24 protein-coding genes and 2 pseudogenes are annotated in these 26,394 nt (G+C 61.7%); all 26 read right to left on the bottom strand.

The genetic code is table 11. The features are described from left to right. Positions 1-17 precede the first annotated feature (17 nt). The 26 genes and pseudogenes from E4K64_RS03460 to E4K64_RS03335 all read right to left on the bottom strand — a co-directional run bounded on the left by E4K64_RS03460 (position 18) and on the right by E4K64_RS03335 (position 26,375). Positions 18-920 carry an intradiol ring-cleavage dioxygenase gene (locus E4K64_RS03460; RefSeq protein ID WP_135162184.1) on the bottom strand — a complete coding sequence of 301 codons (903 nt, stop codon included), beginning with the start codon at positions 918-920 and terminating at the stop codon, positions 18-20. Between the two features lie 24 nt (positions 921-944). Further along, positions 945-2,069: a maleylacetate reductase gene (locus tag E4K64_RS03455; RefSeq protein ID WP_135162183.1), complete on the bottom strand. Its 1,125-nt coding sequence runs from the start codon at positions 2,067-2,069 to the stop codon at positions 945-947. A gap of 167 nt (positions 2,070-2,236) precedes the next feature. After that, the gene (locus tag E4K64_RS03450) at positions 2,237-3,124 is read right to left on the bottom strand and encodes a helix-turn-helix domain-containing protein (protein WP_135162182.1); all 888 of its coding nucleotides are present in this window, start codon (positions 3,122-3,124) and stop codon (positions 2,237-2,239) included. Positions 3,125-3,280: 156 nt separating this feature from the next. Then, on the bottom strand, positions 3,281-4,483 hold the full coding sequence (locus E4K64_RS03445; protein ID WP_135162181.1) for an ABC transporter substrate-binding protein: 1,203 nt from the start codon (positions 4,481-4,483) through the stop codon (positions 3,281-3,283). 146 nt (positions 4,484-4,629) lie between these two features. Beyond that, positions 4,630-5,526: an SDR family oxidoreductase gene (locus tag E4K64_RS03440; RefSeq protein ID WP_135162180.1), complete on the bottom strand. Its 897-nt coding sequence runs from the start codon at positions 5,524-5,526 to the stop codon at positions 4,630-4,632. A 192-nt stretch (positions 5,527-5,718) separates the two neighbouring features. Next, complete coding sequence (locus E4K64_RS03435; RefSeq protein WP_135162179.1) at positions 5,719-6,018, bottom strand: DUF1330 domain-containing protein; 300 nt, start codon at positions 6,016-6,018, stop codon at positions 5,719-5,721. A 101-nt stretch (positions 6,019-6,119) separates the two neighbouring features. After that, the gene (locus E4K64_RS03430; protein ID WP_209311938.1) at positions 6,120-7,196 is read right to left on the bottom strand and encodes an alpha/beta hydrolase; all 1,077 of its coding nucleotides are present in this window, start codon (positions 7,194-7,196) and stop codon (positions 6,120-6,122) included. Positions 7,197-7,215: 19 nt separating this feature from the next. Then, a complete protein-coding gene (locus E4K64_RS03425) occupies positions 7,216-8,466 on the bottom strand; it encodes an acyl-CoA dehydrogenase family protein (protein WP_135162178.1) in 1,251 nt (416 codons plus the stop codon). 54 nt (positions 8,467-8,520) lie between these two features. After that, complete coding sequence (locus E4K64_RS03420) at positions 8,521-9,768, bottom strand: MFS transporter (RefSeq protein WP_135162177.1); 1,248 nt, start codon at positions 9,766-9,768, stop codon at positions 8,521-8,523. A gap of 45 nt (positions 9,769-9,813) precedes the next feature. Next, positions 9,814-10,443, bottom strand: a complete 630-nt coding sequence (locus E4K64_RS03415) for an NADPH-dependent FMN reductase (RefSeq protein ID WP_135162176.1) — start codon at positions 10,441-10,443, stop codon at positions 9,814-9,816. Positions 10,444-10,741: 298 nt separating this feature from the next. After that, on the bottom strand, positions 10,742-11,677 hold the full coding sequence (locus tag E4K64_RS03410; RefSeq protein ID WP_135162175.1) for a helix-turn-helix transcriptional regulator: 936 nt from the start codon (positions 11,675-11,677) through the stop codon (positions 10,742-10,744). Positions 11,678-11,693: 16 nt separating this feature from the next. Next, the gene (locus tag E4K64_RS03405; RefSeq protein ID WP_135162174.1) at positions 11,694-12,554 is read right to left on the bottom strand and encodes a helix-turn-helix domain-containing protein; all 861 of its coding nucleotides are present in this window, start codon (positions 12,552-12,554) and stop codon (positions 11,694-11,696) included. A gap of 246 nt (positions 12,555-12,800) precedes the next feature. Further along, the gene (locus E4K64_RS03400; RefSeq protein WP_209311937.1) at positions 12,801-13,985 is read right to left on the bottom strand and encodes an FAD-dependent oxidoreductase; all 1,185 of its coding nucleotides are present in this window, start codon (positions 13,983-13,985) and stop codon (positions 12,801-12,803) included. A 123-nt stretch (positions 13,986-14,108) separates the two neighbouring features. Beyond that, positions 14,109-14,897 carry an SDR family NAD(P)-dependent oxidoreductase gene (locus tag E4K64_RS03395; protein WP_135162172.1) on the bottom strand — a complete coding sequence of 263 codons (789 nt, stop codon included), beginning with the start codon at positions 14,895-14,897 and terminating at the stop codon, positions 14,109-14,111. Positions 14,898-14,922: 25 nt separating this feature from the next. After that, positions 14,923-15,723, bottom strand: coding sequence for an SDR family NAD(P)-dependent oxidoreductase (locus E4K64_RS03390; RefSeq protein ID WP_135162171.1), 801 nt, complete (start codon positions 15,721-15,723; stop codon positions 14,923-14,925). Next, positions 15,720-16,280 carry a VOC family protein gene (locus tag E4K64_RS03385; protein WP_135162170.1) on the bottom strand — a complete coding sequence of 187 codons (561 nt, stop codon included), beginning with the start codon at positions 16,278-16,280 and terminating at the stop codon, positions 15,720-15,722. Before E4K64_RS03385 ends, E4K64_RS03390 begins: the two co-directional genes overlap by 4 nt. Beyond that, positions 16,277-17,962: a thiamine pyrophosphate-binding protein gene (locus tag E4K64_RS03380; protein WP_283812313.1), complete on the bottom strand. Its 1,686-nt coding sequence runs from the start codon at positions 17,960-17,962 to the stop codon at positions 16,277-16,279. Before E4K64_RS03380 ends, E4K64_RS03385 begins: the two co-directional genes overlap by 4 nt. 78 nt (positions 17,963-18,040) lie before the next feature. After that, positions 18,041-19,249 carry an ABC transporter substrate-binding protein gene (locus E4K64_RS03375; RefSeq protein WP_135162168.1) on the bottom strand — a complete coding sequence of 403 codons (1,209 nt, stop codon included), beginning with the start codon at positions 19,247-19,249 and terminating at the stop codon, positions 18,041-18,043. A gap of 187 nt (positions 19,250-19,436) precedes the next feature. Beyond that, entirely contained in the window at positions 19,437-20,177 is a 741-nt protein-coding gene (locus E4K64_RS03370; RefSeq protein ID WP_135162167.1) for a GntR family transcriptional regulator, read from the bottom strand. An 18-nt stretch (positions 20,178-20,195) separates the two neighbouring features. Then, positions 20,196-20,399 (bottom strand): annotated as a pseudogene (locus E4K64_RS03365) (integrase); the annotation flags it as partial. 128 nt (positions 20,400-20,527) lie between these two features. Further along, positions 20,528-20,953: a PaaI family thioesterase gene (locus E4K64_RS03360; protein WP_135162166.1), complete on the bottom strand. Its 426-nt coding sequence runs from the start codon at positions 20,951-20,953 to the stop codon at positions 20,528-20,530. 268 nt (positions 20,954-21,221) lie between these two features. Then, complete coding sequence (locus tag E4K64_RS03355; protein ID WP_235884526.1) at positions 21,222-22,001, bottom strand: SDR family NAD(P)-dependent oxidoreductase; 780 nt, start codon at positions 21,999-22,001, stop codon at positions 21,222-21,224. Continuing rightward, positions 21,971-22,842 (bottom strand): annotated as a pseudogene (locus E4K64_RS03350) (fumarylacetoacetate hydrolase family protein). The gene E4K64_RS03355 and the pseudogene E4K64_RS03350 overlap by 31 nt, the downstream one beginning before the upstream one ends. Positions 22,843-22,863: 21 nt before the next feature. Further along, the gene (locus E4K64_RS03345) at positions 22,864-23,646 is read right to left on the bottom strand and encodes a 2-keto-4-pentenoate hydratase (RefSeq protein ID WP_135162164.1); all 783 of its coding nucleotides are present in this window, start codon (positions 23,644-23,646) and stop codon (positions 22,864-22,866) included. 11 nt (positions 23,647-23,657) lie between these two features. Further along, positions 23,658-24,539 (bottom strand): alpha/beta fold hydrolase, encoded by an 882-nt coding sequence (locus E4K64_RS03340; RefSeq protein WP_135162163.1) that lies wholly within the window; start codon positions 24,537-24,539, stop codon positions 23,658-23,660. Between the two features lie 24 nt (positions 24,540-24,563). Further along, positions 24,564-26,375: an FAD-dependent monooxygenase gene (locus E4K64_RS03335; protein WP_135162162.1), complete on the bottom strand. Its 1,812-nt coding sequence runs from the start codon at positions 26,373-26,375 to the stop codon at positions 24,564-24,566. Between the last annotated feature and the right edge of the window lie 19 nt (positions 26,376-26,394).

The following is a 26,394-nucleotide window of genomic DNA, read 5'->3' as shown; positions in this document are numbered from 1 at the left end:
GTCGTTGGTTGCGATCGTCATTCGGCGGCCATCATCGGCCGGGGCACCAGCCCCGCGCCGGGCTTCATCTGGAAATCGTAGACCATCAGGTGCCACGGGCCGGAGACCCGCTCGCCGTTCGGGAGCGCTGCTTCGTTGCGCGGCTCGACACGCGCGATGAGCTCATCCTTGACGCCGAACACCACGTCGCTGCGCAGATATTGGTCGCCATCGAGGAAGACGTGGGTGATCAGTGGCTCGTAGCCTTCGGCCTTGACCAGGAAGTGCACATGCGCGGGGCGCATCGGATGACGCTGCGTGGCGGTGATGAGATCGCCGACCGGGCCGTCGGTCGGGATCGGATAGCTGCACGGCAAGATCGTGCGGAACGAGAAGCGGCCGTCGGCATCGGTGACGAAGCGCGCGCGCAGCGACGAACCCTGGGTCGCGTAATCGGCCTTCTGCGAATCGTAGAAGCCGTCATCGTCGGCATGCCAGACATCGATCTCGGCACCGGCGAGCGGCTTGCCGGCGAGGTCGGTGACGCGGCTCTGCACGAACATCACTTCACCGTCGATGCCCTCGGAGATGTTGGCACCGTGCGGCATGACGCGGTGCTCGCCGACATAGAACGGGCCGAGCACCGTGGTCTCGGTCGCGCCCTCGCGCTCGCGGTGATTGACGGCGTCGACCAGCATCGAGACGCCGAGCACGTCGGAGAGCAAGATGAACTCCTGGCGCAGCGGCGTGCAGGTCTGGCCGGTGCGGGTCAGGAACTCGATCGCCTCATTCCATTCCTCGAAGGTGAGTTCGGTGCGGCGCACCAGATCGTGCAGCGATTTCACCGTCTCCTCGATGAGAAACTTCAGCCGCTTGTTCGGCGTGTTGGCGAAGCTGCGAACCACCTCGTCAGTGAGGTTATGCTCGTTGAAATTGGCCATCGTGTTGTCCTTGATCCCTGAGGTTCAGTCCTGCGCGGGCGCATCGCCGCGCCAAGCTGCCGCGATCAATTGCTCGATCGGGGCCCGATCAATCGGTCTGGGATTGGCATACGGCTTGCGCACCGCCATCTCCGCGGCGCGTGCGATGCCGCCCTCGGGCATTCCAATGTCGGCGAGCGCGCGCGGCAGCGCGAGCTGCCGGGCAAGGTCAAACAGGCCCTGCGGAGCATTGGCGCTGTGCAGCGCCCGTGCGACGCGAGTCATGGCCTCAGGCGCGGCAGCGGCGTTGTAGGCGGCGGCGTGCGGCAGCACGATCGCGTGAGTTTCGGCATGCGGCAGGTTGAACATGCCGCCCAGCACGTGGCAGAGCTTGTGATGCAGCGACATGCCGACCGCGCCGAGGCAGACGCCGCAAAGCCAGGCGCCGTAGAGCGCATCGCGACGGGCTCCGGGATCGGCAGGCGCCACCATGATGCGCGGTAGCGCGCGGGCAAGCGCGGCGATGCCATCCTCCGCCATCAGCGAAGTCAGAGGATTGGCGTCGGGCGCATAAAGCGCCTCGACGGCGTGGGCGATCGCGTTCAGGCCGCTGGCGGCGGAGATGTGCGGCGGCAGGCTGACGGTGAGATCGACGTCGTAGATGACGGTGTCCGGCACCAGATCCTGGGATTGCTGCGTAGTCTTGATGCCGTTGCTGGTCTCGCCAAGAATCGGCGTCATCTCGGAGCCTGCATAGGTGGTCGGCATCGCGATATGCGGCAACCCTGTGCGCAGCGAGAGCGCCTTGCCGAGTCCGACCGTCGAGCCGCCGCCGACCGCGACCAGCCCGTCGATATCGCCGGACTCCACAATCCGAAGCGCTTCGTTGGTGACTTCAACCGGCGTATGCATGCGCGCGGCACTAAACAGTCCGGCGAGCCTGTCACCGAGGCCTGTGCCGAGCCGTCGCCCGAGGTCGTGCTGCTCGCTTGTGGTCAGCACGAGCGCCCGCTTGATGCCGAGGCGCTCTGCCTCCTCGCCGAGTCGCGCCGAGGTGCCGGTACCGAACAGGACGCGATATTGCTGCGAGCAATAGGCAAACGCGCCCTTGCCGGCATCACCGGCCGTCGCAACGGACGCGCCTCCGACATCGGCCAGCGCGATGCTCATGGCAATCCTCCCAAGCCGGCGAACCGGCGTTCTCATGTCGTTGGAAGGAAGCTAGGGGCGGGCTGGCGCGGCGGGCCTGCACGAAACCGAAGAAAATCTGCACAAAACCGGAAAAATAATGCAGGCCGTATCGGGCCTTCGACCGCCGGGGCCGCAATCAGCGGAACCTAGTGGCTGTGTCGGTATCGTCCGGGTGTTATGCCAGTGAAGCGGCGGAACATCCGCGTGAAATGCTCTTGATGGGAGAAGCCGCAAGCCAGCGCGATCTCGGCCAGACTTAAGGTCTCGTCGGCAAGTAGCGCCCGGGCGCGCTCTATGCGCAAATTGAGCACGTATTGATAAGGCGAGACGCCGCTGGTCGCCTTGAAAAGCCGCACGAAATACTCGGTGCTGCGGCCGCACAGCTCCGCCAGCTGGTCGAGGCGGATATCGCCATCGATATTGGCATCAACGAATTCGCGAATGCGTGCCATCTGCCTGCCACTGAGCAGGTTCGGGTGCTTGCCGGCTTCCGTGCTCGGCTTGTGGAAGTTCATCGCCACCAAACGGTTAGCGATCGCTTGCGCGATCGGATCGACGAAGAGCGACGAGGCCGGCAGACCACCGGTGATGGTATCACCGATCGCCGAGGCAAGATGCTCCAGCACAGCGTCCTGATCGCCGAGCATCGGCGCGAGGCCGCCGATCACGCCGGGCGACCCGTCAGGGCCGGCGAAAAGGTCGGAGCGCAGATAGATATGGGTGGATTCCAGCGGTTCGCGCAGGAGCACGTGGCATGCATGGCCCGCCGGCAGGAAGAAAACCCCGCCGCGCGGGATGTGCCGGGCAACCGACTTGCCGTCCATCACATACGTGATGTCGACCGGGCCGCCCCGATGCAGCACCATCAGATTGTCGGATAGTGCGTGGAAGTGCCCCTCGAACGGCCGTTCGCGCTGAACCGAGGCAAAGGCGGACGACCAGCCGAGCCCTTCGCTCGAGCCGCGGAATTCGGCCTGGAAGCGGTTCAGGATCCCGTGCGTCTCCTGCACCCCAAAATTCGACGTCGCCTGCATCCGACAGACCAAGGGCTCGAGGCTTCGGTGCCGCGGAGTAAAACCCAATGGCCCTCAATTTTCAATACGATCGCTCCCATCGTTGCTGCAGCGCAATGGCAGCAACCCGCGGGACCAACCTGCCGCGACATCATTGCATGCGGTTTGATGTCGACGCTACTTGGTCGAGAGCACCTCCCCGAACCGCTCCCACTGCTTGCCGGTGAAGCGCATGAACTGCAGCTGCTCGACTGGCAGATGGTCACTCTCGCCGGTATTGACCTTGATGCCGGGCAGGAGCATCGGCAATTCCAAGTCTTTGATCGACAGCGCCTGCCGCAGGATGTTCTCGCGACTGAGGTCGTTGCCGGCCGCCTTAAGCACGTGCTCGAGTGCCATGCCGTTGTTGTAACTGTTGACGTAGTTGGAATCGCGGATGTCGCCGTCAGGCACGTATTTGGCCATATAGTCGCGCCACCCTTTCACCCCGGGATCGTCCGCCCATGCCGGATCGAGCGGATCCTTGACATAGGCGCTCGAAATGATGCCGGTGCCGGCATCGAGCCCGGCGGGCTCCATTACTGAGGACATCCATACCGACACGTTGGTCAGGAACATCATCGGACGCCAGTTGATCTCGTAAGTCTTGCGGATCGCCTGCGCAGCGAATTTCGGCGTCGCGGCGATCACGAGCGCATCCGCGCCGGTTGATTTGAGCTTCACGATCTGGGAGTCGATCGTCGGCTCGGTCGTCTCGTAGGTCGCCGCCGTGACGGCCGTCTCGTAGCGATCGCCGAGCACGTCCTTGAGCCCGGCGAGGTAGTCGCGTCCGAAATCGTCGTTCTGCGCCAGCACCGCGAAGGTCGCGTCGGCTTTCTTCTGCAGAGCATAGCGCGCATAGAGCCGGGCCTCGTTCCGGAACGGCGCCATCACGCCCATCAGCGTTAGAGGAAACTGCGCGGGATCGCCGAACTTCGAGGCGCCCGAGGCGACGAACAGCTGGGGAACCTTCTTGCCCTGCAGATATTTGGCGATCGCCGTGTTATGCGCGGTGCCCATCGTCGAGAAGATGAATGAAACCTGGTCGCTCTCGATCAGGCGGCGCGTCTGCTCCACGGTCTTGGGTGGCACGTAGCTGTCGTCGAGCGAGAGCAGGTTGACTTTTCGGCCATTGATGCCGCCGCGGTCGTTGACCATCTTGAAATATGCGACCTCCCCCTTGCCGAGGATGCCGAAGGCGGACACTGGCCCGCTATAGGGCATGGTCTGTCCGATGCGGATCTCGGTGGCGGTGATGCCGGGCTCGTCTTCGGCGACAGCCGGCGCCGCGAGAACGGACCAGACCACGTACAGCCCTGCGGCTGCGATAGCGCTTCGCATCGACACCTCCCTGATAGGCCGCGCTGAGAGCGGCTGTTTGTTCGGAGGATTGCTTCCTCCGATTATTGCGACGTCTTTCGAATGACCCGGCTGCGAGCGGGCGTCCAATGGAGATCGGCGCGGTCCTCGAGCGCCAGATCGAAGTTCTAACCAATGCTTGCAGCCAAGCGCTTGGCCTCCGTCGTCGCTTGCCGGCGCATCGCTTCGAACTGCTGCCGTTTTGGATCGACGTCTCGATCGGTGGGGAACGACTGAAGTATCTCTCCGAACGACTCTGCGACTTCGTCTTTGAATTCGCCGTGCGGAAGAATGTATGGCTCGTTCCCGACGATTCCTTCGACCACCCGTTCGCCTACGGCGAGAGGATCCATCCCGGCTTCCAACGGCGAACCGCTGGCCGCGAACGGGCCGCCCGCCGGTTGAGCAGAACCGAACGTATTGAGGTGAAGCGTCGTGTCGACGAGATTGCTGCGAACCAGACCGGGACAAAGGAGCGAAACGCCGATGTTGTGCGGTCCGAGCGCCATACGCAACGACTCCGTCAGGCCACGCACCGCGAATTTGGATGTCGAGTAGATGCCGCCGGGATTTGGAAGAGCGAGAATGCCGGCCATCGAGGAGGTGTTGACGATGTGACCACCTTCTCCATGCGCCCGAATCCGGGGAACGAACGTCGCGATGCCGTTGACGACGCCCCCGACGTTGATGTTCATCACAAAATCCCAATCCGCGAAGCTCGCGTCTTCCATAGGCACCATGCTCGATACGCCTGCATTGTTGCAGAGTATGTGGACGTTGCCGAATACCTTCTCGGCCTCCGTCGCGGCCCGTGCCATTGACTCGCGGTCGGTAACGTCCAGACGGATCAGATGGTAGTTCTTGTTGGAGCGATCGAGGGCGGAAGCAGCCGCATCGAGATGCGATTGACGGACGTCTGCGATAACGACCTTCACCCCATGTTGCAAGAACGCGCGGGCCATTCCGAACCCGATCCCACTCGCGCCTCCCGTGATGAACGCGACCTTGTCTTCGATATCTTTCATTTGATGATGCTCCTGATTCCTTGCGCACGCCCCTGGACGTCATCGCGGCTTCTCGAGCATGAGCGAGAAGGTGGGGTGCAAGCCCCGCCGCTACGGCGACGGATACTGACCGGCATACTGTGGAACGAATTAGTCTCCACCTCCGGCTAGGCTCTTAATCGTAAGTTGCCAGACCCTCGCCGCGGATCGCTGTTAATCCTCGTGGCCCTCGATCATGACGAAATCGGAGGTGCTGGCTTCGTCGCGAATCTTGGCCGCCGCCTGATACTCGGGCGAGTCGTGGCAGGCCTTGGCTATTGCGTAGCTTTCGAACTCGATGACGACGTGGCGACGCCCCTGAAGTGCGTCGCCGTGCACCTCGCATGCACCGTTTCGGACAAGGAACCGCGCCCCGTACTTCTTCAATGGTGCGGCGTTGGCCGCGATGTAGTCCTTGTAGCGCTCCGGGTTCGTGACGTTGATGTGACCGACCCAATATCCCTTCTTCGCCATCTCGCACTCCTCTTGCGCTAACGGTCTGTTGACAAACCGGACCACCTCACTCGCACCTTCCAGCCGCTGCTTCACCACAAGTGCGGCGCGAAAAATCGAATTTATGTTGGTCGTGATCCCACATATTCCGAGATCCACCTTTCCAGGAAAGCAGCGATGTCATCGCTGTTCCGTTCTTGCATCATCAGGTGGCCGTTGCCGCGCAGGCCATGGTCTTCGAGGCGCAGATGGACGGCTCGCACGCCTGCCTGAACGAGATAGTCGACGGTTCCGTGATCATGCATGGACCAAGCCGACGCCTCCGATGTCACGACAGCAACGGGTATCGATGCCAGGTTGGGAAGACGCCTCGCCGGCTCTTTCTGAACGAAGCAGTCCGCCAGCCCCGGCTTCTGGGCCTTGCGGATTTCGCGCCGCAGTTCAGTTGGGCCTTTGAGGGGCGGATCGAATGTCATCGGGATCGCGGTGAGTCCGTAAGAGAGGTCGCCGAGCCCCATTGGCAATTGGGCGAAAGGCGGTCCCATTGGCTCGATCGCGACAATGCCTTTCACCAGGTTCGGTCGACTATCTGCCGCGAGCCAGCCGAAGGGCGCGCCCATGGAATGGGTGAGCAGGATCGCTGGACCGATACGATCCAGCAATTCGGCTCCGGCTCGCTGCATCAGCTGTTGCGTCTGTGCCAAGAAGACAAGGAATGGACCTTGGGTCGCAATGAATTGGTCCAGAACTGGATCGCCGACGACGCCGGAGCCAGGCCACTGGTTATGCTTTTGCGCGTTCGGCCAGCTGTTCGGCTGCTTGCCGGGCGCGGTAAACAGGGTCATGGCAAACTCGTAGGTCAGCGGAGGTGTCATGGGACCCAGAGCCTCCGGATGCAGGGGTGAGCGACCGTGCCCTGGGCGGTCGACGACATAGACCGCGTAACCCTGTTTCAGAAAGTAAGTGGCCCATCCAGGCCGCCCATCGGGAGTACCGAGAAAATCCGTTCCCTGCCCGCCACCTCCGTGGACCATCACGATAGGATATGGATGCCGGATGTGCTCCGGGATCTGATATTGTACGAACATCTGGCCCGCAGCGATGGTGCCATTCGGTGTCTGCTGGCGGACCAAACCGGTCCAAAAGAATCCCTGATCTGCCAGCACCAACGGAGCAGGTTTTGCTTTAGTTTGGGTCACGTCCCCCCTCCGACTTTCTTCAGAGATCCAGAAAACCGGTCGGCAGCCCGAGATTGCTGCGACCAATGTACTTCGCGAAGGTCATGTATTGGGAGGACATGTGTCCTCGATACATCTGGGCGTCGCCAAAGTATCGAAGCATCCTTGAGCCCTTCCGCGCCGCGGTCGACCCGGCGGTCTGGAACAAGAGTTCGATGGCTTCACAGGCAAGACGTGCGCCGGTCTGCAGCATTCCCCAGAGTCGCAAGTTTTCTTCTGCGGAGGCTTGCAAACCCGTCTTCGCCCACCGCTGGCAGTACTCCATGTGCTTGCGCAAACCCTGGAGCAGCACGCCTTCGGCTGCATCGGTCAAAGCTATCGCGCGGCCATAGTTGACCTGGAAATCAGTCTCGAAGGCGCGCTTAATGAAGGGTGGAACAAATGTGTTTTGCGAGAACAGGATATCGCGATATTCATCGATCGCCGCGCGCGCGGCACCGATGATAGGCGATGTCAGGGACGCGTGATAAGGACCCATGAGAACGCCGAGGTACATAGGGTTGCCATGCAATCGCGTTCCGGGTGTGCCATCGGAGAGATCCTGCTTCACACCCAGCGCGTCGAAAAACGCGGTCATGTGCTCGGGCACGAAGACATTGTCCAGCTTGACGCTGTTCGAGCCGGAGCCGCGCATGCCCAAGGTGCGGTCTCCACCCCAATCGCCCAGAATTGTGTATTGCCCCTGCGGCACAACGAAGTGGAGCAATCGTGGCGGGAACGACGTTTGAAGCAACGTTGCGCCCAGGAAGTGCGTGCTGTGCGGTATTCCCGACGAGTATGGCCAAACACCATTGATGATATAGCCGCCCTCCACCGGCAGGCACGTGCCCCCGGGGGCAGCCCGGTGCGGTGACGCGAAATGTCCGGATGAACCGAAGATTTCGATCTGCGCAGCTTCCGACCAGTGCGCGGCTATGACCGGCGCATGAGAAGCGGCCAACGTCAAGCACCACCCTGCAGACGGATGACCGCGCGATATCTCCACCATGACGCGGAAAAATGTTTCGTAATCCAACTCGTAGCCACCAAACATCTTGGGCTGCAAGATCCGATAGAATCCAGCATCGATGAACTTCTGCTGGATTTCGTCCGAAAAATGTCCTCGCTCATCGGTCTCGTCTTGCGATTCCCGCAGCAGCGTTCGCATCGAGGCTGCGCGGTCGACCAGATCCTGCGGAGTGAGGTGAGGTTCCGGTACCGGCAGGCTCTTGCGCATGGCCTGAACGTTCATTTCAATCTCCTGACGTTTCCGTTGAGCGCGTGGCAGCTAACCGGCGATAGGCATTTATGCCGGCGAACTCACAATCATTCTTTTGTGGCGCTCGAGCACCCGCGGCGCAGTTTCGTCCAGCATCAGGCAAAGCAAGCCTGCACAGATGCAAAGCGTAGCGGCGATCCACATCGAGCTGGACGGACCGAACACGTCGGAAGCGATCCCGGCGAGGGCCGGGCCCGCGAAGCCGCCCGCGAGCTCGCCAACGCCCATTATGAAGCCAAGCGCGGTAGCAACATGGGTCGGCGGGATTGTCTCGGACGGCACGGTGGCCATGAACAACGAGAAGCCGCCAATGGCGAGATAGCCGACCCCCATGAACAACACCATCAACGGCAAAGGTCCGTCGAACATGACGGTTGTCACCGGGGCAATCACGCCAACGAAGCCTGACAAGATCAGGATCGGACGGCGGCCAAATCGATCCGACAGCGCCGGTACGATGATCGAAGACGCCGCCGTTGCGAGACCGGTCGCGGCCAGGGCAACGCTCATCGCACTGGGCGACAGACCGCGGACCTGCACCAGATAGATCGGAAGGAACGTTATCTGAATCAGGAGCCAAGCCACCATCAGGCAGCTCACGATCGCGCAAACCCAGATGTTGCGATGTTTCAGCATCGTCGAAAGCGGGATCGTGTTGCGCGCTGACGCAGTCGATATCGGAGCGGCACCCGACGAAGGTTCACGGATAAATGCGACAATCAGGGCGGCCACCACGAAGCCAGGCACCGCCGCAATGTAGAAAGCGCTTCTCCAGCCGTAGATCTGCGCAATTGCGACAAGCAGCAGAGGAGCGGCAAAATTACTTAGGAGCGCGCTGAAGAAATTCTGCAAAACGCCCATGTTGAAGCCGCGACGGTGCTCCGACGATTCCGCAGCCATGATCGATTGCGCGATCGGAAGTACGGGTCCTTCCGCAAATCCCATGACGAGGCGCGCGGCAAGCAGCGTCAGAAACGAATTGGCGAGACCGGATCCTACCGAGCACATCGAGAAGATCACTATCGCGCAGACCAGGAGCGTCTTGCGATTCTGAAAATAGTCCGAAAGAGTGCCGACCGCATAGCCGGCGATTGCCCAGGTCAGAGCCAGGCCAGCCGAGAGGGCACCCAGCTGGGTGTTGTTCAGTTGGAGCTCAGGCATCAGAAACGGAGATAGAAAATTCAGCGCAAGACGGTCGAAAAATACGAAGCCAAACGCGGACCCCATCAAGACGACAACGAGATTTTCATAACTAAGGATGCGATTCCTGCTCATGACCCCTCCCTATTGTTTCCCGTTATGGTCGTTTGCGGCCGCGTTCTAGGCGCATTGCGCCGGCGCGGCTTCTGATACTTCTTGAGGCGCCAGCCCATTGCGCCGGCTCTCATACAGCCGCCGCATTCTCGCGAACTCGACGACCTGCTCGGCCACGAATGCAAGCTGTTGCGCTATGATCGGATCACTGCACGCACCATCTGCGGAAAATGGCCTCTGCGCACTGTTAATGACCGCCGAAAATGGAGTCGGCCAACCGCGCAGCGCGTGAACGATGGTCCGCAGAGTCCCCAGCGTCGCTCCCATGGCTTGGGCTCCGCCCGCGCATACGATGGCGCCGACGGCGCGTCCGGCAAGATAGCTACGCGCGTCGGCGCTGAGATCCTCGGTGTAGTCTATTGCGTTCTTGACCAGGCCGGAGATGGAGCCATGATAGCTTGGGGTGGCTATGATGACTCCGTCTGCGGCGCGCAGTGCTTCGACCAACGAGGTCGCACGCTCCGTACGTTCAATGCTGTCGTAGTGCGGGAGATTCAATGATTGTCCGGCGAAGATCTGCGTTTTCGCACCGAGCCGCGCGGCTTCCGTCAAAGCCAGGCGGAGCGCCCTCTCCGAGGTTGATCCGTCGCGCAACGTTCCGCCGATCCCGACGACGAGCGGAGACCAGTCTTTCATCGCAGCGGCCCACTTTCCTGCGCAGCAAGATCACCCGAGGTCCAGGGCTCCTCAAGCGAATGCTGGCCAATTCGGATATGCGAGCACCCTCGCCCGGCATCGAACAATGCCATGCGCGTCTCTCCCTATCGTTGGCGCCGTGATTGCGTCTGGCGCCTCTACGTGAGGTGAAAGTAGGACATGCCGGGTGGCTAAGCCTGCACAAACCGGACCGGTTTGCAGGAAACTGACACAAACTGTCCGCTTCGTTGTCAGGAAACGAGCCAGCGTTCAGATCGAAAAGGCAGATCCTGGAGTCTTAATTCATTGCCCGTCGATAAGCGCCTGGCGACAAGCCGGTCATCCGACGGAACGTGTTCGTGAAATGCTGCTGGTGCGCAAACCCGCATTGCCTCGCGACTTCCGCAAGGCCAATGTTTGGATCCGTCAGGAGCAGTTTCGCATGATGAATTCGCACCCCCACAACGTAGCGGTGAGGAGACACGCCCAGCGAAGACTTGAACACCCGTATGAAATACTCGGGACTTACGCCGCAGATCGCAGCCAAATCGTCCAGCTTGATGCAATCCGCGATATTAGCTTCGACAAAATCACGAATGGAGCGCACGCTACGTGTACTCAGCTGGCGTTCCACAGCGCACGTCGCTTTCCGCTCCCGTGCATTGAGCACCACAAGGCGATTGACTATTGCATGCGAAATCGAATCGGCCAGGAGGGAACACGAGGTATCACCCTCACGCACCATTTCTTCCACCACTGCCAGGAGATTGCTGGTTAGGGGCTCCGGCTCACCCAACAAAGGCAAGAGGCCAAAATCGGAGTTCTCCGCTTTATCTTCAGAGCCAGAAAACAGTTCAGGGCGCAGGTACACATGGATCGAATTCAACGGCGTATTTAGCGTCACCTCACAGTCGCGGCGCGGCGGTAGGAAAAAGATCCCCTTCTCCTGCAAGTGCCTGGATACGACACGCCCATCGATCCGATAGGTAATATCGACTGGTCCACTAGCTGCAGTCACCAGCAGGGCGTTGGCATTGGCTTCGAAGCGGCCCCTGAACGGCTCTTCCCGCTGGAGCGATGCGAACATAGTCGACCAGCCGAGCCCCGCACTGGATGCCTCGCGTTTCACGGCGAACTGTCGCAGCACGGAATGGACCTCGCCTCCGTCGAAAGGCCGCGCGGTATGCTCATTTTGCACTGCAACTGGCGATGCTGGATCGGAGCGTTTCTGCATTGGCCCTAGCTGCTTGTCAGTTGACGCTGCGACGGTACCGACCGGGCGTTTGGCCCGTCAGCCTGCGGAAGGCACGCGTCAAGTGTTCCTGGTGGGAGAAGCCACACCGTAGTGCTATCTCAGCGAGGCCTTCCTGGTCTTGCTCGATCAATCGCTTGGCCCGTTCGACACGTGCCGCGATTACATATTGGTATGGTGACTTGCCGGTCGTTGCTGCAAACGCCCGAACGAAAGACTTTGTGCCAATTCCGCACGCGCTGGCCATCGCAGCAAGGGTGATCTCACCCTCAAGATTGGCTTCTATGAAATCGTTAAGGCGCCGAAGTTCGTAGTCCGGCAGCCCAGCGGTCTGAACCTGCCACGGTTCGCTACTCCTGCTAATCGCGGAGACCCTGTCCGCGAGCGCCCGCGCTATCGGATCGATGAAGCGATCTGAATTCGAGACCTTCTCGCAAACCGCCTGCTCAACCGCCTGCGCCAGATGCTGTATAACCACGTCACGTTCCACCAGCAGCGGTGTAACATTGTGGACAGAAACTAAGTTTGCGCGGAGATAAATATGGAGAGTATCCAGCGCCCCACGCAATCCCACTTCGCATGCATGACCTGCCGGCAAAAAAAAGATGCTTCCTTTTGGAATGCAACGTGAAGTGACGTGCCCGCCGGATGCAAAGGTCGTCTCCACGGGGCCGCTACGGTGCAACACAATGAGGTCATCAGGGATCGCTTCGAACCGCCCCTCGAAGGGGTTCTCCCTTTGGATCGACGCGTAAATCGAAGACCATCCATGCCCCTCACTTGTTGCACGGATGTCGGCCCCAAACCGTTGCAGAACACCGTGGGTATCGGAGCCTCTAAACTCGCGCTTGGCTTCCATCTCCTGCTCCGCGTAGTCTGACGGGGCCCGCTGCAGCGCAATATGCGCCTCGTGGTGATGAAGAATAGTTCATTATAACAACAATGCTCTGGGCACGCTATGTCTTCATTTGGCCACCCAGGAGGAAGCTGCCGTCGATCTGCTCGCCAACGAGCCGGAACGAGCCGTCTGCCTCGAAGCCGAACCCGTTGAAGAGGCGCGTCATCTACACTTCAGTGCGTCGAACAGAGGCTTGACCTTCAGACGCTACTGAGGTCTCGCCTCGCTGCGCATTCGCACCGTCAGCATAAGCCGGTCGAGCAGCACCTCCTTATCTGTCAGACGGCGCAAACGGATGAGATTGGCCTCGTGCTGCTCCGGATCTGTCGTGTCGAAGATGATCCGCTTGTTGTCGACCGCCGCGGGCGAGACGACCTCGAGGAAGATGCGGCGGCGCTCCTCGGCGTAGCGATCGAGGATCGCGTCGTCGACATCGCCGCGAACGACAGCAGCCAGCGCCTCGTAGAGCGCAAATGCGTCGAACAATCCCGATGTAAGCCCGTAGGCGCCGCTGGGGTTCGTTGCATGCGCTGCGTCGCCGGCCAGCAACACTCTGCCAACACGGAACCGCTCGGCTGCCCGCTGATGCATGCGATAAGGCGCAAAGGCAACGACCTCAATGTCGCGCGCTCCCGGAAGGATGACGTCGAAGTACGCGGTCATACGCTCGGCGATGCTCTCCTCGGGTAGATCGAGCGGCTCGCTGTAGGTGCAGCGCCACAGATCGCCTTTATCCAGCTTTACAATGATTGCGCCATGGGTCGGGTGAATCACAAAAGTGGTGCGCGCATAGCCGTGCTTCGAGAAATCGTGCCGGACGTTGGCCGCGATAAACCGTTTTGGCCATGTGATACCCTCGAACTCCAGCTGCAAGGCCCTTCGAACGCTGCTTGTCGCGCCGTCGGCGCCGATAACCCATCCGGCACGGAGTTCGGAAGGACCCTCAGGGCCGTCAACTGAGAGAGTGACCCCGCTGCCATCTTGCATCAAATCGCGCATTGTCACACCCCAGCGAACCTCGGCATGCGGAAACTGCTGGAGTCGCCGCAACGCAATTTCGGCAAGTAGGTTTTGGCCGAGATGGAGATTGAAAGGGAAAGGTGTCCGTCCGTCGAGAACGTCCAGGCTGTAGTTGATTTTCTCGCCGGTCGCGAAATCCAAGTAGGTATAGTCCTGCTTGGCGAACCCGACGTCTAGCGCCTCTTCGAGCAAGCCAAGTCGGTCGAGGCCCTCAAGTACAGACCAGTGATAAGTTATCGCGCGCGGGGAGGCGATGATTTCTGATGCACGCTCGATGACGATAACCGGGATGCCCGCCTGCGCGAGCCCGAGAGCGCTTAGCAAACCAACCGGGCCGGCGCCCACGATCGCGACTCTTTCTTCAACGGACATAAATCCCTCTTCCATTTCTTAGTCGCGAAACGAATTTAGCCGTGAGCGGGTCACCGGAAAAATCCGCGCAAGGCAAGGAACTCTTTCTGCACCTGAAGGGCACTTGGTTATGATGTGTTTCAATCAGGCCTGAGTTCCGCCGTCGACTGGGATGATTGCCCCGGTCATGTAACTCGAGGCCGGCGAAGCCAGGAGCAGCGCGAGACCCTTGATTTCGTCGAGCTCAGCGAGCCGCCCGAGCGGCACCGTGCTCGCAAACAAGGCCGCCCCTTCCGCCGTGTGCATCCGGCCGTTGCCGATATTGGTCTTGAACGGTCCCGGCGCGATCGCATTCACTCGCACATTGTGTGGTCCAAGTTCGAGCGCCGCCACGCGCACGACCTGCGCAATGCCGGCCTTGGCGGCGTGGTAGCCGTAGCTCGGCGCTGCGGAGGCCCGAAGCGCGGCGACGGATGACGTCACCACGATCGATCCGCTTCGCCGCGGCTTCATGTGCTTCGCCGCGGCTTGCATGGTGTGAAATGCGCCATCGAGATTGATGCGCAGGCAGTTGTTCCAGAGCTCGAGGGAAGCCGCTTCGAGCGCGCCGTCCAGCTTGCCGAAGCCGGGTCCGCCGCTGATGCCGGCGTTTGCGAACACACAGTCCAGCCTGCCGTACTTCGCGACACAATCGTCGATGGCGGCTGCGACCTGCCCGCCCTGGCGCACATCGACTACAACCGTGTCGACGCCCGCGCCCGCAGGCCGCACGCTGTTTGCGGCCCCGACAAGCCGATCTCCGTCCACGTCGATCATGACGACGCGGGCCCCGTTGGCCGTGACAACCTGGGACGTAGCCAGACCGATCCCTGACGCAGCCCCCGTGACCACGACCACATGGCCGGTCAGATCGAAAAGTTCATTTGCCTTCATTGATCTTGCGTCTCCACAGGAGGCGTCAATCGGCGCGGCCGAGCAGCGAGCCGCCGTCGATCACGATGTGCGTTCCGGTGATGTAGCTCGATGCCGGAGACGCCAGGAACAGCGCAAGTCCCTGGATCTCCTCGGGCCGGCCCACGCGATGCATGGGGCTTCCCGCCTCGAAACGTTTCTGCAGCTCCGGCGTCGTGAGCTCGGTCAGGAACGGGCCCGGCAGGATTGCATTGACGAGAATGTTGTATCGCGCCAGCTCGAGCGCCGATTGCTTGGCCAGGTGCGCGACGCCCGCCTTCGAGATTTGATAGGGCATGCCGACGATGGCTCCCGGCCGAACGCCCGCGATCGAGGCCGTCAGAATGATGCGCCCGCCATTCTGCCGCTTCATGTAAGGCGCAGCCGCCTTGAGCGTTGCGAACATTGACGTCAGATTGGTGTCGATGACCTTGTCCCAGAGGGCGTCGGGGATCGCTTCGATCGCGCCCTTCGGGTCCCGTTCGCCGGACATCGAAAGGAAGCCAGGGCCCGCATCGATGCCGGCATTGGCGAAGACCACATCCAGCCGGCCGCGCTTCTCGACCATTTGGTTGACGGCCGATGCGATCGCGGCGCGATCGGTGACGTCGACCGCGCTGCCGTCGACATCGCCCCGCCCGCTCAACTCGGAAACCGTTCGGTTCAGCGTTTCCCGATCACGATCGAACAGCGTGACGCGCGCGCCGTTGTCCACCATGGCTTCGGCGAACGCGCGACCAAGGCCCTTGGCCCCGCCGGTGATCGCCACGGACAGCCCCGCAACGTCGAAGAGCTCCTGCGACTTCATTTCGAAGTTCCCGTCTTCACCGACCAACGCCGGATCGGATCCTTGCCGTTCCAATCCTGTGCCGCGGCGAAGTAGCCGTGATAGATTCCTTCGAGCGCCTCCGTGGTCTCAATAATCTCCAACATCCCCGGCAGGTCTCGTCGCGTATCGACATAGACGATCCGCACGCCACGCGGGGAAATGTCGGAGAAGACGACGGGATAGCCGGCCGCTTCATAGCGCGCGACGTCCGAATCGAAATCCTTGGAGCAAATTGCCCAGTGATGAAAGCCGTGTCCCTTGACCTTGATGGTCTCCTGATAGACGGACGGCTTGGTGTCGTGCTGCTCGATCAGCTCAACCATCATGTGGCCGGTGAACGCGACGGCGAGCGTGAGGCTCATGTCGGTTGGTTCGCCGCGGTAGAAGCCCTTGGCGGGGACAAAAGGCCCGCTCACGAACCACGGTCCGATATTGAGTGCCTCGACGTAGTGCTGCATGGCGGCGTCGATATTCTCGACTGTGTACGCGGCCTGAACAATCCCGCCGACGGGTTGACCGAAGGAAAGTCGCTTCATCGTGCAAAGAACTCCGTGCTGCCCTTGAGCCGCTCCTTGGCGACCACGAAATCGAGAACGGCCGGCTTGCCCTCAGCGTTGGCCGTCATTGCGCGCTGCAAGGCCCCTTCGATGCCGTTCGGATCGGTGATGCGTTCGCCATGACAGCCCGACGCCCTAGCGACGCCGGCATAGTCGAGATCGAGCATGAAATCGGTGGCGATGAAACGCTGGTTGAACGACTGGACCTGGATGTCGCGGATCGAGCCCAGCGCACGATCGTTGAAGATGCACCAAGTGACGCCGAGTTTGAGCTCGGCGGCGACCGGTAGGATGTTCATCACCATCTGGAATGAACCGTCGCCAACGAAGCAAACCGCAGGCCGGTCCGGATAGACCAAGCGCGCTACAGGGAACGCCGAGGCCGAGAAACCCATGCCGTAGAAGCTCGATGGCACGATCGTTGCTCGCGGTTCGTAGATCTTGAAATAGGGATAGGCTCCGCCCATGCCCTGCGCGATGACGCCAACGTCAATCGCAACCGTGGCGTCGCGCGGGAACGCCTGCCGGATCTTATTGAAAATCCGGATCGGATGGATCGGCTGCATGTCGGAGCCGGCCATGACCTCGATTTCAGTCTCAAGTTGCGCGCGACGTCGCGATAGCTCATCGAGCCACACCTTCGTCTCTGCTCCCGGGTTGGACCTGGCGGGCCCGATCTCAGCGATCAAGTCCTGCAGCACCAGCCGTGCATCGCCCGTGATGCCGATTGCGGCGACCACCGAGCGGCCGATCTCATTCGGGTCGATATCGATCTGGATGTATGTGGCGGATGGCGCCGGCAGATAGTCCGGTTTCCAGTTGGTCTCCTGCTGCTCAAAGCGCGCGGCGACGCCGATGACGACGTCCGCGTTCGGAAGCAGGTATTTGGTCACATCCTGACGGTGATGGCCGATGCCGCCGGCGGCTAATGGATGGTCGTCCGGAAGAATGCCACGACCGGCGAGCGTGGTGATCACGGGGCTTCCGAGCGTTTCGGCAAGCTGTCGAACTTCCACCCAGGCACCAGCCGCGATCGCGCCGCCTCCGGCAACGATCAGCGGTCTCTGCGCGGCAAGCAGGGCGGCGGCCGCGGCCTTGATGCGTTCGTTGTCGCCTCTGACGGCGGCAGGCTTGCCGACGGGACGATACTCAGCAAGATCGATCTGCGCGGCGAGAACGTCCTGCGGGATATCGACCAGCACCGGCCCCGGCCTTCCGGAACGCGCGATCGTGAATGCCTGACGGAGGCTCTCGACGATGAGATCTGGCCGATCAACCCGAATGCCCCACTTCGTGATAGCGGCGAAGATCTTGACCTGATCAATCTCCTGGCTCGCGCCCCGGTGTGCGTTGCGGGTCGCACCACGACCGGCGATGATGATCATCGGCAACGCGCCCACGAAGGCTTCCGCAACGCTCGTTACCAGGTTCGTTGCGCCCGGCCCGGCGGTGACGCAACATACGCCCGGATCACCGGTGAGCTGCGCGTACCCGGCAGCCATGCTCGCGGCATGCTGCTCGTGGCGCACGAGGACATGGGATATCTGCTGCTGGCCGTAGAGCGCGTCATAGATGCCGATGGTATGGCCACCGGGCATGCCGAACACGAACTTGACTCCCTCGGCCTTGAGGACATTCACGACCGCCTGGCCGGCACTCATCATCGTCACTGCATTCATTCCAGTTCTTGGTCCCCTCACCCGAGACACGGCGCGAGGCTTCGAGACGCGTCGACCGCTTTATTGCTTGCCTGAGTCCGCCTTCACCAAAGGACAGCCTCCTTGATCAAGCGGACGAAACGCCTGCTCTCCCGGCACAGTTGTGACCACGTTGTAAATGTCCCATTTGCTCTTGGACTCTGCGGGCTTCTTAACCTGCAACAGGTAGAGGTTGCGTATCACCCGCCCATCGAGGCGCACCTTGCCGTCCTTGGTCGCGAAGTCGTTGACGGGAATCTCGCGCATCTTCGTCGCAACCGCGTCGGCGTCGCGCGTGCCGGCAGCCGTCACCGCCTTGAGGTAATGGAAGACGGCGCTGTATGCCATGGCCGGATCCCAGTCTGGTGGGTGGCCGATCTTCTCCTCGAACCGCTTCGACCAAGCGCGCGTTTCGTCATTGAGATCCCAGTAGAACGGATTTGCCAGGAGCAGGCCCTGCGCCGCCTTCAACGTGATACTTTGGACATGCTCGAGAAACAGCACATAGGCCGCGAAGGTTGCGCCATTGGACGTGAGACCGAACTCGACGGCCTGCTTGATCGAATTCACCGTGTCGTCGGACGAATTCGCAAGCCCGATCACATTCGGATTGGTCGGCTGCGCCTGTAGCAAGAACGACGAGAAGTCCGCCGTGTTCAGCGGCGCATAGACCGCGCCCAGCACTTTGCCGCCATTCGCCTCGATCACCGCGCTGGTATCGCGAACGAGCGATCGGCCGAAGACGTAGTCGGCGCCAAGAAAGAACCAGCGATTGCCGCCTCGCTTGAGCACTGCTGTACCCATCACATTTGCGAGCGAATAAGTGTCAACGGCCCATTGCGTCGTATAGGCGTCGCACTTCGGGCCAGTGACGTCCGAGCTCAGAGCACCGACGAAGAGCGAGATCTTCTTCTTGTCCTTGGCCAGGGACTGCACCGCGAAGGCCACCGCCGAATTCGGCACGTCGACTATCGCGTCCACTCCGTCCACGTCGTACCACCGCCGCGCTATGGTCGATCCCACGTCAGGCTTGTTCTGATGGTCGGCGAAGACAAGCTCGACCTTCTTGCCGAGCACCGGGCCCGTGTCTTCGATGGCCATCCGCACCGCCTCGACGGTCTCGCGCCCGCCGGCAACGGCGTAGACCGAGGACATATCGTTCATGACGCCGATCTTTATGGGGGCCTCGTCCGCATACGCGACGGTCGCGCAAAATAGCGCCGAGCCCAGCAACAAAGCACGTGCTCTCATGGACTTTCCTTCCCTCAACCGGCAGCGGCGAAGTCCGGCTTCGCTCATTTGTAATTTGTGATAACAAATCACAAATACCATTACAAGCCGTCGGCGCAAGATTTGTTGGCTTCTGCCGCTCGGCCGCGCGCATCCGTTCCGGCGTTCAACGAACGCCGGCACTCGCTGCATAGTGAGATCAGAGCTTTCAGCCCGCCGGCTGCTTGTCCTGAATGAGGGTAGCGATGACGCGATCTCCACCCTTCATGAGATCCTCGGTGAGCGCGGCCCGCGCCGCTTTGGCATCGCCGGAGCTCAGGGCCGTGATGATGCGTTGGTGCCCTCGGGCACCTTCCGATGTGAGATTGATCGGGATTTGGTTGAATACAGGCCCGATTTGAAGCCAGAGCGACTCGATCATCGAGAGCAACAACGGGCTCTTGGCCGCTTCATAGATGGTGAAGTGGAATTCCTGATTAAGCGCCCAAAACTGCCGCTGCTTGTTCGTGCCCAGCGACTTGATCTTCTCATGGAGTCGCTTGAGCTCGGCAATGCCATCGGTGCCGATGTGCGCGCAGGCGAGCGCGGCTGCCTCGCCTTCCAAGAGAATACGCACGCGGCGGATCTCCAGGAATTCGTCGATCGTTATTTCGGGCACGATCACCCTGTGATTGGGCAGCATCTTCAGCGCGCGCTCGACCACCAAGCGGCCGATGGCATCGCGAACCGGCATGAGGCTGACGTGCAGGCTTTGCGCCAAGGTCCGAAGCTTCATCTCGGCTCCAGGAACGAAGCCGCCCGACATGATCATCGTCCGTAGCTCGCGGTAGACCCGGTCATTCAGCGTCTCCCGCTCGACCGCGCGTATCGAGTTCTCGAAATTGGTTTTATCGCCCCCCTTGGATATCAACCGAACCGCCCCCTCTTCGCCGATCTGCCGAATGGTCATCTTAGCAAGAGACCCCGGCTAGGCAAAATGGAGGACGTCCGATCGGGAGGCCTTTCGCGTATCGCGATCCAACGAGTAGGCAGTCTGCTTGAACTCGATGCCATCGAGGAGCCCTTGGATGTAGCCGGAGATCGTGTCCGCGGCCATGACGAGCGTCGTGTCAAGCATGTGAATGTATCTGCTCGTCACCGAGCCTTTCGCGTGCCCGACCAGGGCTGCGATGCCAGCCACGTCGAGCGCCTCAGTCGAATCAGAAGGGGCCTGTCTTGCACACCTCCACGCTAGTTGCGCTTTCGACTTGCGCCGGCTAGAGGCGATGACTGTTGACCCGTGCGCTACGCCGCAATCTCTCAGCGACTGCGGCCGATCTTCGAAGTCGCCGAGCCGGTCACAAGCAGAGTGGCCTGTTCGTCGTGGAGTTGGCCTTCCAAGAAGCAGATCGAGCGCCCCCGACTCAAGACACGACCGGTGCCGAAGATTCGGCCGACTTTCGCCGGCGAGATGAAGTTGACCTTGATCTCGAGCGTCGGGGCGAATTCACCGGGCCCGAGGGTCGCAGCCAGAGCGGGCGACAGCGTCTCATCCAGCATCGCGGCCAACATGCCGCCATGGATGAGCCCAGCCGGATTCATGAACTCCGGCCGAGCCTGCATCTCGACCTTGATCACTTGCTGCTCGGCGTCGAAATCAACGAACTTCCACCCCAGCAGCGTCGCGATCGGCGCTTGAGGAAGCTCTCCTCTCACAATCTTCGCAAAGAACCCACTCCCGTCCATTCAGTCTATCCCAGATTAGCTGTGCCGCCTTTCGATGGCCAATGTTCGGCCATCACGCATTCTCGCGTCGTGGGCCGATCGGAATGAAAATCAGTGTCGCGGGCTTCGTACCCGGATTGCGCCAGGCGGGCGCTCCCGCCAGAAAGCCCCGTCTTCCTATCCTACGCATGATCTTCCCCCTCTCTCATTGAATCTTGCCCACGAGCTCGCTTCTCTGGCCCGTTTAGGACGAATGTTCGTTTTTCGACGCTCGCAATAACGATGGGCGCTAATACGTTGCTCTCCCCCCGGATAAATCGAACACCGCCCCCGTGCTGAACGAGCACTCCTCGCTCGCCAACCAGCAGACGAGCGACGTCGCTTCGTCGATCGCTCCGAACCTGCCGATCGGAATCTTCGACAGCATGAATTCGATGTGCTCGGCCGTCATCTGATCGAACAGGGGCGTCTTGATCGCCGCCGGCGTGATGCAGTTGACGCGGATACCGGTCGTGGCCGTTTCCTTGCCCAGCGATTTGGTGAGCGCGATCACGGCGGCCTTGGACGCGCTGTAGGCCGAAGCGTTCGGGTTACCTTCCTTGCCCGCGACCGAGGCGACGTTGACGATGCGACCGTAGCCTCCCTTCTCCATCGCGCGGACAGCGGCGCGGTTGCAGTAGAAAGCTCCGTTGACATTGACGTCGAAAACCTTGCGCCAATCGCTGCCGGCGCAGTCCTTCACGGCTCCGTTCGGCCCGGTGATGCCGGCGCTCGCCACCAGAATGTCGAGCCGGCCGCCCAGATCGTCGATGCTCCGCCGCATGGCCGCATCGACTGCGTCTTCCTCCGCCACGTCGACCGACTGCGTGCACGCCCCACCGGCCTCCGCCGCTGCGGCGGCGAGGACAGAGGCGTTCAAGTCCCACATGGAGACCCGGGCGCCTTCGGCTGCCAGGCGACGCGCCACGTCGCGGCCGATGCCGGATGCCGCGCCCGTGACGACGGCGGTTCGTCCTTCGAACCTTCGCCTATAGACGGTCACGACCGCGGCCCCGCAGCTGGCGACCACTCACGGGTTTGCTGGCGTTGCGTTCCGAGCCCCCCTCGATGCCGAGCGTCATGACGTCGCCCGGCTTGAGATAGATCGCAGCGGGCTTCTTGCCCATTCCCACGCCGGGCGGCGTGCCGGTCGCAATGATGTCGCCTGGCATCAGCGTCATGAAGCGGCTGACGTAGCTGACGATCTCGGCACAATCGAAGATCATGGTCCGGGTGTTACCCGCCTGCATGCGTTGTCCGTTGACGTCGAGCCAGACGTCGAGCGCCTGCGGGTCAGGCACGTCGTCCGTCGTTACCAACCACGGTCCGACAGGACCAAAGGTGTCGCAGCCCTTGCCCTTGTCCCACGTGCCGCCGCGTTCCATCTGGTACTCGCGCTCGCTCACGTCGTTCACGATACAGTAGCCGGCGACGTGGGCGAGCGCGTCTGCGCGCTCAACGTAGGAAGCTCGGGTGCCAATGACGATCCCTAGTTCCACTTCCCAGTCCGACTTGTTCGAACCTTTCGGTAGAACGACATCGTCGTTCGGTCCGCTGAGAGAGGTGATCGCCTTCTGAAAGACGATCGGCTCGGACGGCAGTGGAAGATTCGCCTCCGCGGCATGATCGGCATAGTTCAGACCGATCGCGATGAATTTGCCGACGCCTGCGATCGGCACGCCAAAGCGCGGCTCGCCGGCGACGAGCGGAAGCGTGGATGGAGCGATCGCAGCGATCTTCTGTAGCGCTGTACGCGACAGGTTGGCGGGGATGAGGTCGGCGATGACATTCGACAGGTCGCGCAGGCGGCCCTGATCGTCGACGAGCCCCGGCTTTTCGGCGCCTGGATTGCCGAATCTGGCGAGCTTCATCTGGTGTTCCTTCGGATGTGGTTAAGCGAACCGCGCCGAGACGGTGCCAAGCCCCGCGATGTTGGCCTCGAACGCGTCGCCCGGGTTCACCGCGACCATCGGGCCGAGCGCTCCGGAGAGCACGACGTCGCCGGCGCGCAGCGGTCGCTTGCGGCGGGCCAGTTCGCCGGCAAGCCAGGCCATCGCGTTGAGCGGATTGCCGAGACAGGACGCGCCGGTCCCCTTCGAGACGACCTCGTCCTTCCTCGTCATCTGCATCTGGAGGGCACGGAGATCCAAGCCATCAAGCCGACGCACAGGCCCTCCGAGGACGAAGAGACCCGACGACGCGTTGTCGGCGACGGTATCGACGATGCCGATGTCCCAATTGGTGATGCGGCTGCCGACGATCTCGAGGGCGGGCATCGCGTAGGCCACCGCGCGCAGCACGTCGGCCACCGTGGGCACCTCGACCTCGACGTCCCGATCAAGAAGGAAAGCCACTTCCGCCTCGATCTTCGGCTGAAGAACACGCCCCGCAGCGACAGGCTCGTCCTCGCCTACGATCATGTCAGCGAAGAGAACTCCGAAGTCGGGACGATCGACCCCGAGCTGCTTCTGCACCACTCGCGATGTCAGCCCGATCTTGCTTCCGACTACGCGCCGACCTTCCTTCTCCCAGTGCGCGGTGTTCTCCTGCTGGATGGCATAGGCCCCATCGACGTCGAGGTCCGCCAACTGCGGCCGGATCGGCGCGATCGGAGTACCGGCGTAAGCGGCGCGGATCTGAGCGGCGAGTTCGCTGTGCTTGGCTTGCTGGTTCATCTAAACGATCCTTAATTGCCGGTCCGGAGGAATTCGATGTGGAGCCGATTGAACTGCTCGGCGTCCTCGAACTGGGGCCAGTGGCCGCAGCGGTTCATGACCACGAATTTCGAGCCCGGAATCATGTCTGCGATCTGCTTCCCCTCCTCGGGCGTCGCGGTCGGATCGTGCGAGGTCCATACGACCATCGTTGGCGCCTTGATCGACCGGTATTGGTCGGCGGTGATCATGTTGGGCCGGCGGATTTCCATCTCCTGCAGGCACATGATCCGCTTCATCGTGTCGCCGAATCCGGGCTGCGCGTAGATCGCGCGGCGGGTCTCGATAAGATCGTCCGAAACCATGCTCTTGTCGCACATCAGGAATTCGAGACGCGCCTTGATCCGCTCCCAGGAGGGGTCTGACGCGGCCTCATTGGATAGCCTTTTCAACCGCTCCATCACCTGGGGGTGCGCCGTCCAGCCGCCGGCGGTGTTGAGGACAAGCTTCTCGACCGCAGCGGGATGATGCACGGCCAGATAGGTCGCAACCCAACCGCCCAACGATTCACCGCTGATCATTGCCTTGTCCCTGCCGAGCGTCTTGAGGACGGCAAGGACGTGATTGGCGTAGTCCTTGACCTGGTAGTCGAGCACCGGCTTGTCGGTCCAACCGTGGCCCAGCATGTCGATGGCTACGAACCAGAAGTGATCGGCGTGCGGACCGAAGTTTCTTGAGTATGCCTCGGCATGGCCGCCGACGCCGTGCAGCGCGAGGACAAGCGGCTTGGACGGATCGCCCGACTCGATACAGCGGGTCCGGATTCCGCCGGCGTCGATGTAGTGCTGTTTGAAGGAAACGCCCCTTAGATCGGCCCAGACGCTGGAAAAATTCTCTGGTCTTTTGTCGCTCATAGCTGAATCTCGTTCGTTGTCGTATCAGACGAAAAGCGGCGTGCCGCTGGGCTTCGACGGAGAGGATGGTTTCTCGCGCGGGATGGCCGAGAGGTCCGGAAGATCGAGGACCTTCCGGATGGCTGCGCTGAGCCGGTCGAGAGCCACGCTTGCGTCGGACGTCCCCTCCACGTCGCGCCAGGCGACCACGCCATCCGGGCGAACAAGCAAAACTCCGGCCTCCTCGATCTCGCGAATGCGCTGCCACTCGCAATAGAGGTCCTGCGTATTTGGCGAGCCCGTCACCACGACGCGGAGGAATGGCAGATCGAGGCGCAGCGCCGCTTCCTTCCACACCCCGCCGGCGAGGCCGGTCACGACGGTGAACAGGCCCTTTCCGGTCACGTCGAGCGTCGACACGCGCAAGCCATCACGGTCGACCAGCCATGCATGCGGGATCTTGGCACCCGGGCGCGACGTCGGTTGATTGTAGAGGCCGCGATCTCGCCGCCACTCCTCCGGCTTGGCATCGACGTCAGGAATTACGGCCGAGGATTCGTACCGCTGGTTCATCTCGGTGCCCTGGGCATTGAACTCCGTTTGCTTCAGGTCCAGCGCCGCCTGCGCCGCCTTCCGGGCGGCTACGCCATCTGGACCCGGATCCCGAAAGCGAGCGATGCCGGCAGCAACCGGATTCTCCGCGCCTGGCACCCTGAAGCATGCGTTCAGCGGGGCGTAATCGAGCCGAGATTGGTTCGCCCGCAACACGATCTGCTTTCCGACAGGCACCCGCTCCTGCGAGTAGCTTTCCAGCAGCTTCGGACCGGCCCACCCTTTCACCGAGTAGGCGAGCTTCCAACCGAGGTTATGGGCGTCCTGGACGCAGGTGTTGTTTCCCAATCCGCTCGACGGCGGGTGCCGGTGGACCGCATCGCCGCCGCAGTGCACCCTGCCCTTCGAATACTGGGTCACGTAGGCCTGGTTCACGTACCAGATCGATGTGCGCACGATGTCGATGTCGACGGACGGGTCGCCGATCAGAACCTTTATCTTCGGAATGATCGCTTCCGGAGATAAGTCCGGCTCGCCTTTGCTGATGTCGAAACCCCAACCGGCGATCCACTGGGTCCACGGATGCACGGCCCGCAGCAGGCCCATTCCGATCTCGCCGAAGCTCGCATCCGGCGTCACGATCCAGTTCAGGATGCTCGGCCGATGTTTGCTGTATCTGGTCAGGTCACAGTTGAAGACGGTGTAGACGGTGCCTGCGCGCGCCATCTGGCCTTCGATCGGCAGTCCCAGATGGTCCACCACCATCGAGCGCGCGCCGTCCGCGCCGACCATGTACCGCGCGCGGACGGTGAACTCTCGCCCGTCGAGCCGATCGCGCAGCGTGGCCGTCACACCGTCCGCATCCTGCTCATGCCGGACGTACTCGGTATTGAACGCGAAGGTCGCGCCCTTCTCGGCCGCCTTCTGGAACAGAATTGGCTCGAGCAGCGGTTGGATGATGTCGACCATGCCGCAGGGGCTTGCGCGCAGATAGTCGCCGCGGCGATCGTCGCCGGTCCCCCACGTCCGCATCCGGATCAGCTCGGAGCCGGCCAGGCTGGTTGTGAAGGTCGTGTCGCCCATGAGCTCCCAGGGGCTCGCGTACCGGGCCACGTCTTCCGCGATCCCGAGATCGCGGAAGACTTCGTTGGCGCGCTGGTTCGTGATGTGGGCGCGCGGACTGTCGGCCATCCAGTTGCCGCGCGATACGATGTGGCTGCGAACGCCGCAATTGGCGAGCGCCAGGGCGGTCGTCGAGCCCGTGGGGCCGGCGCCGATGATGAGCACGTCCGTTTCGTATGCCATTTGCCTGCTCCGCGATGCT

Source organism: Bradyrhizobium frederickii, assembly GCF_004570865.1.
In the GTDB taxonomy this organism is placed as follows: Bacteria; Pseudomonadota; Alphaproteobacteria; order Rhizobiales; family Xanthobacteraceae; genus Bradyrhizobium; species Bradyrhizobium frederickii.
This window is presented reverse-complemented; position numbering and strand designations above follow the sequence as displayed.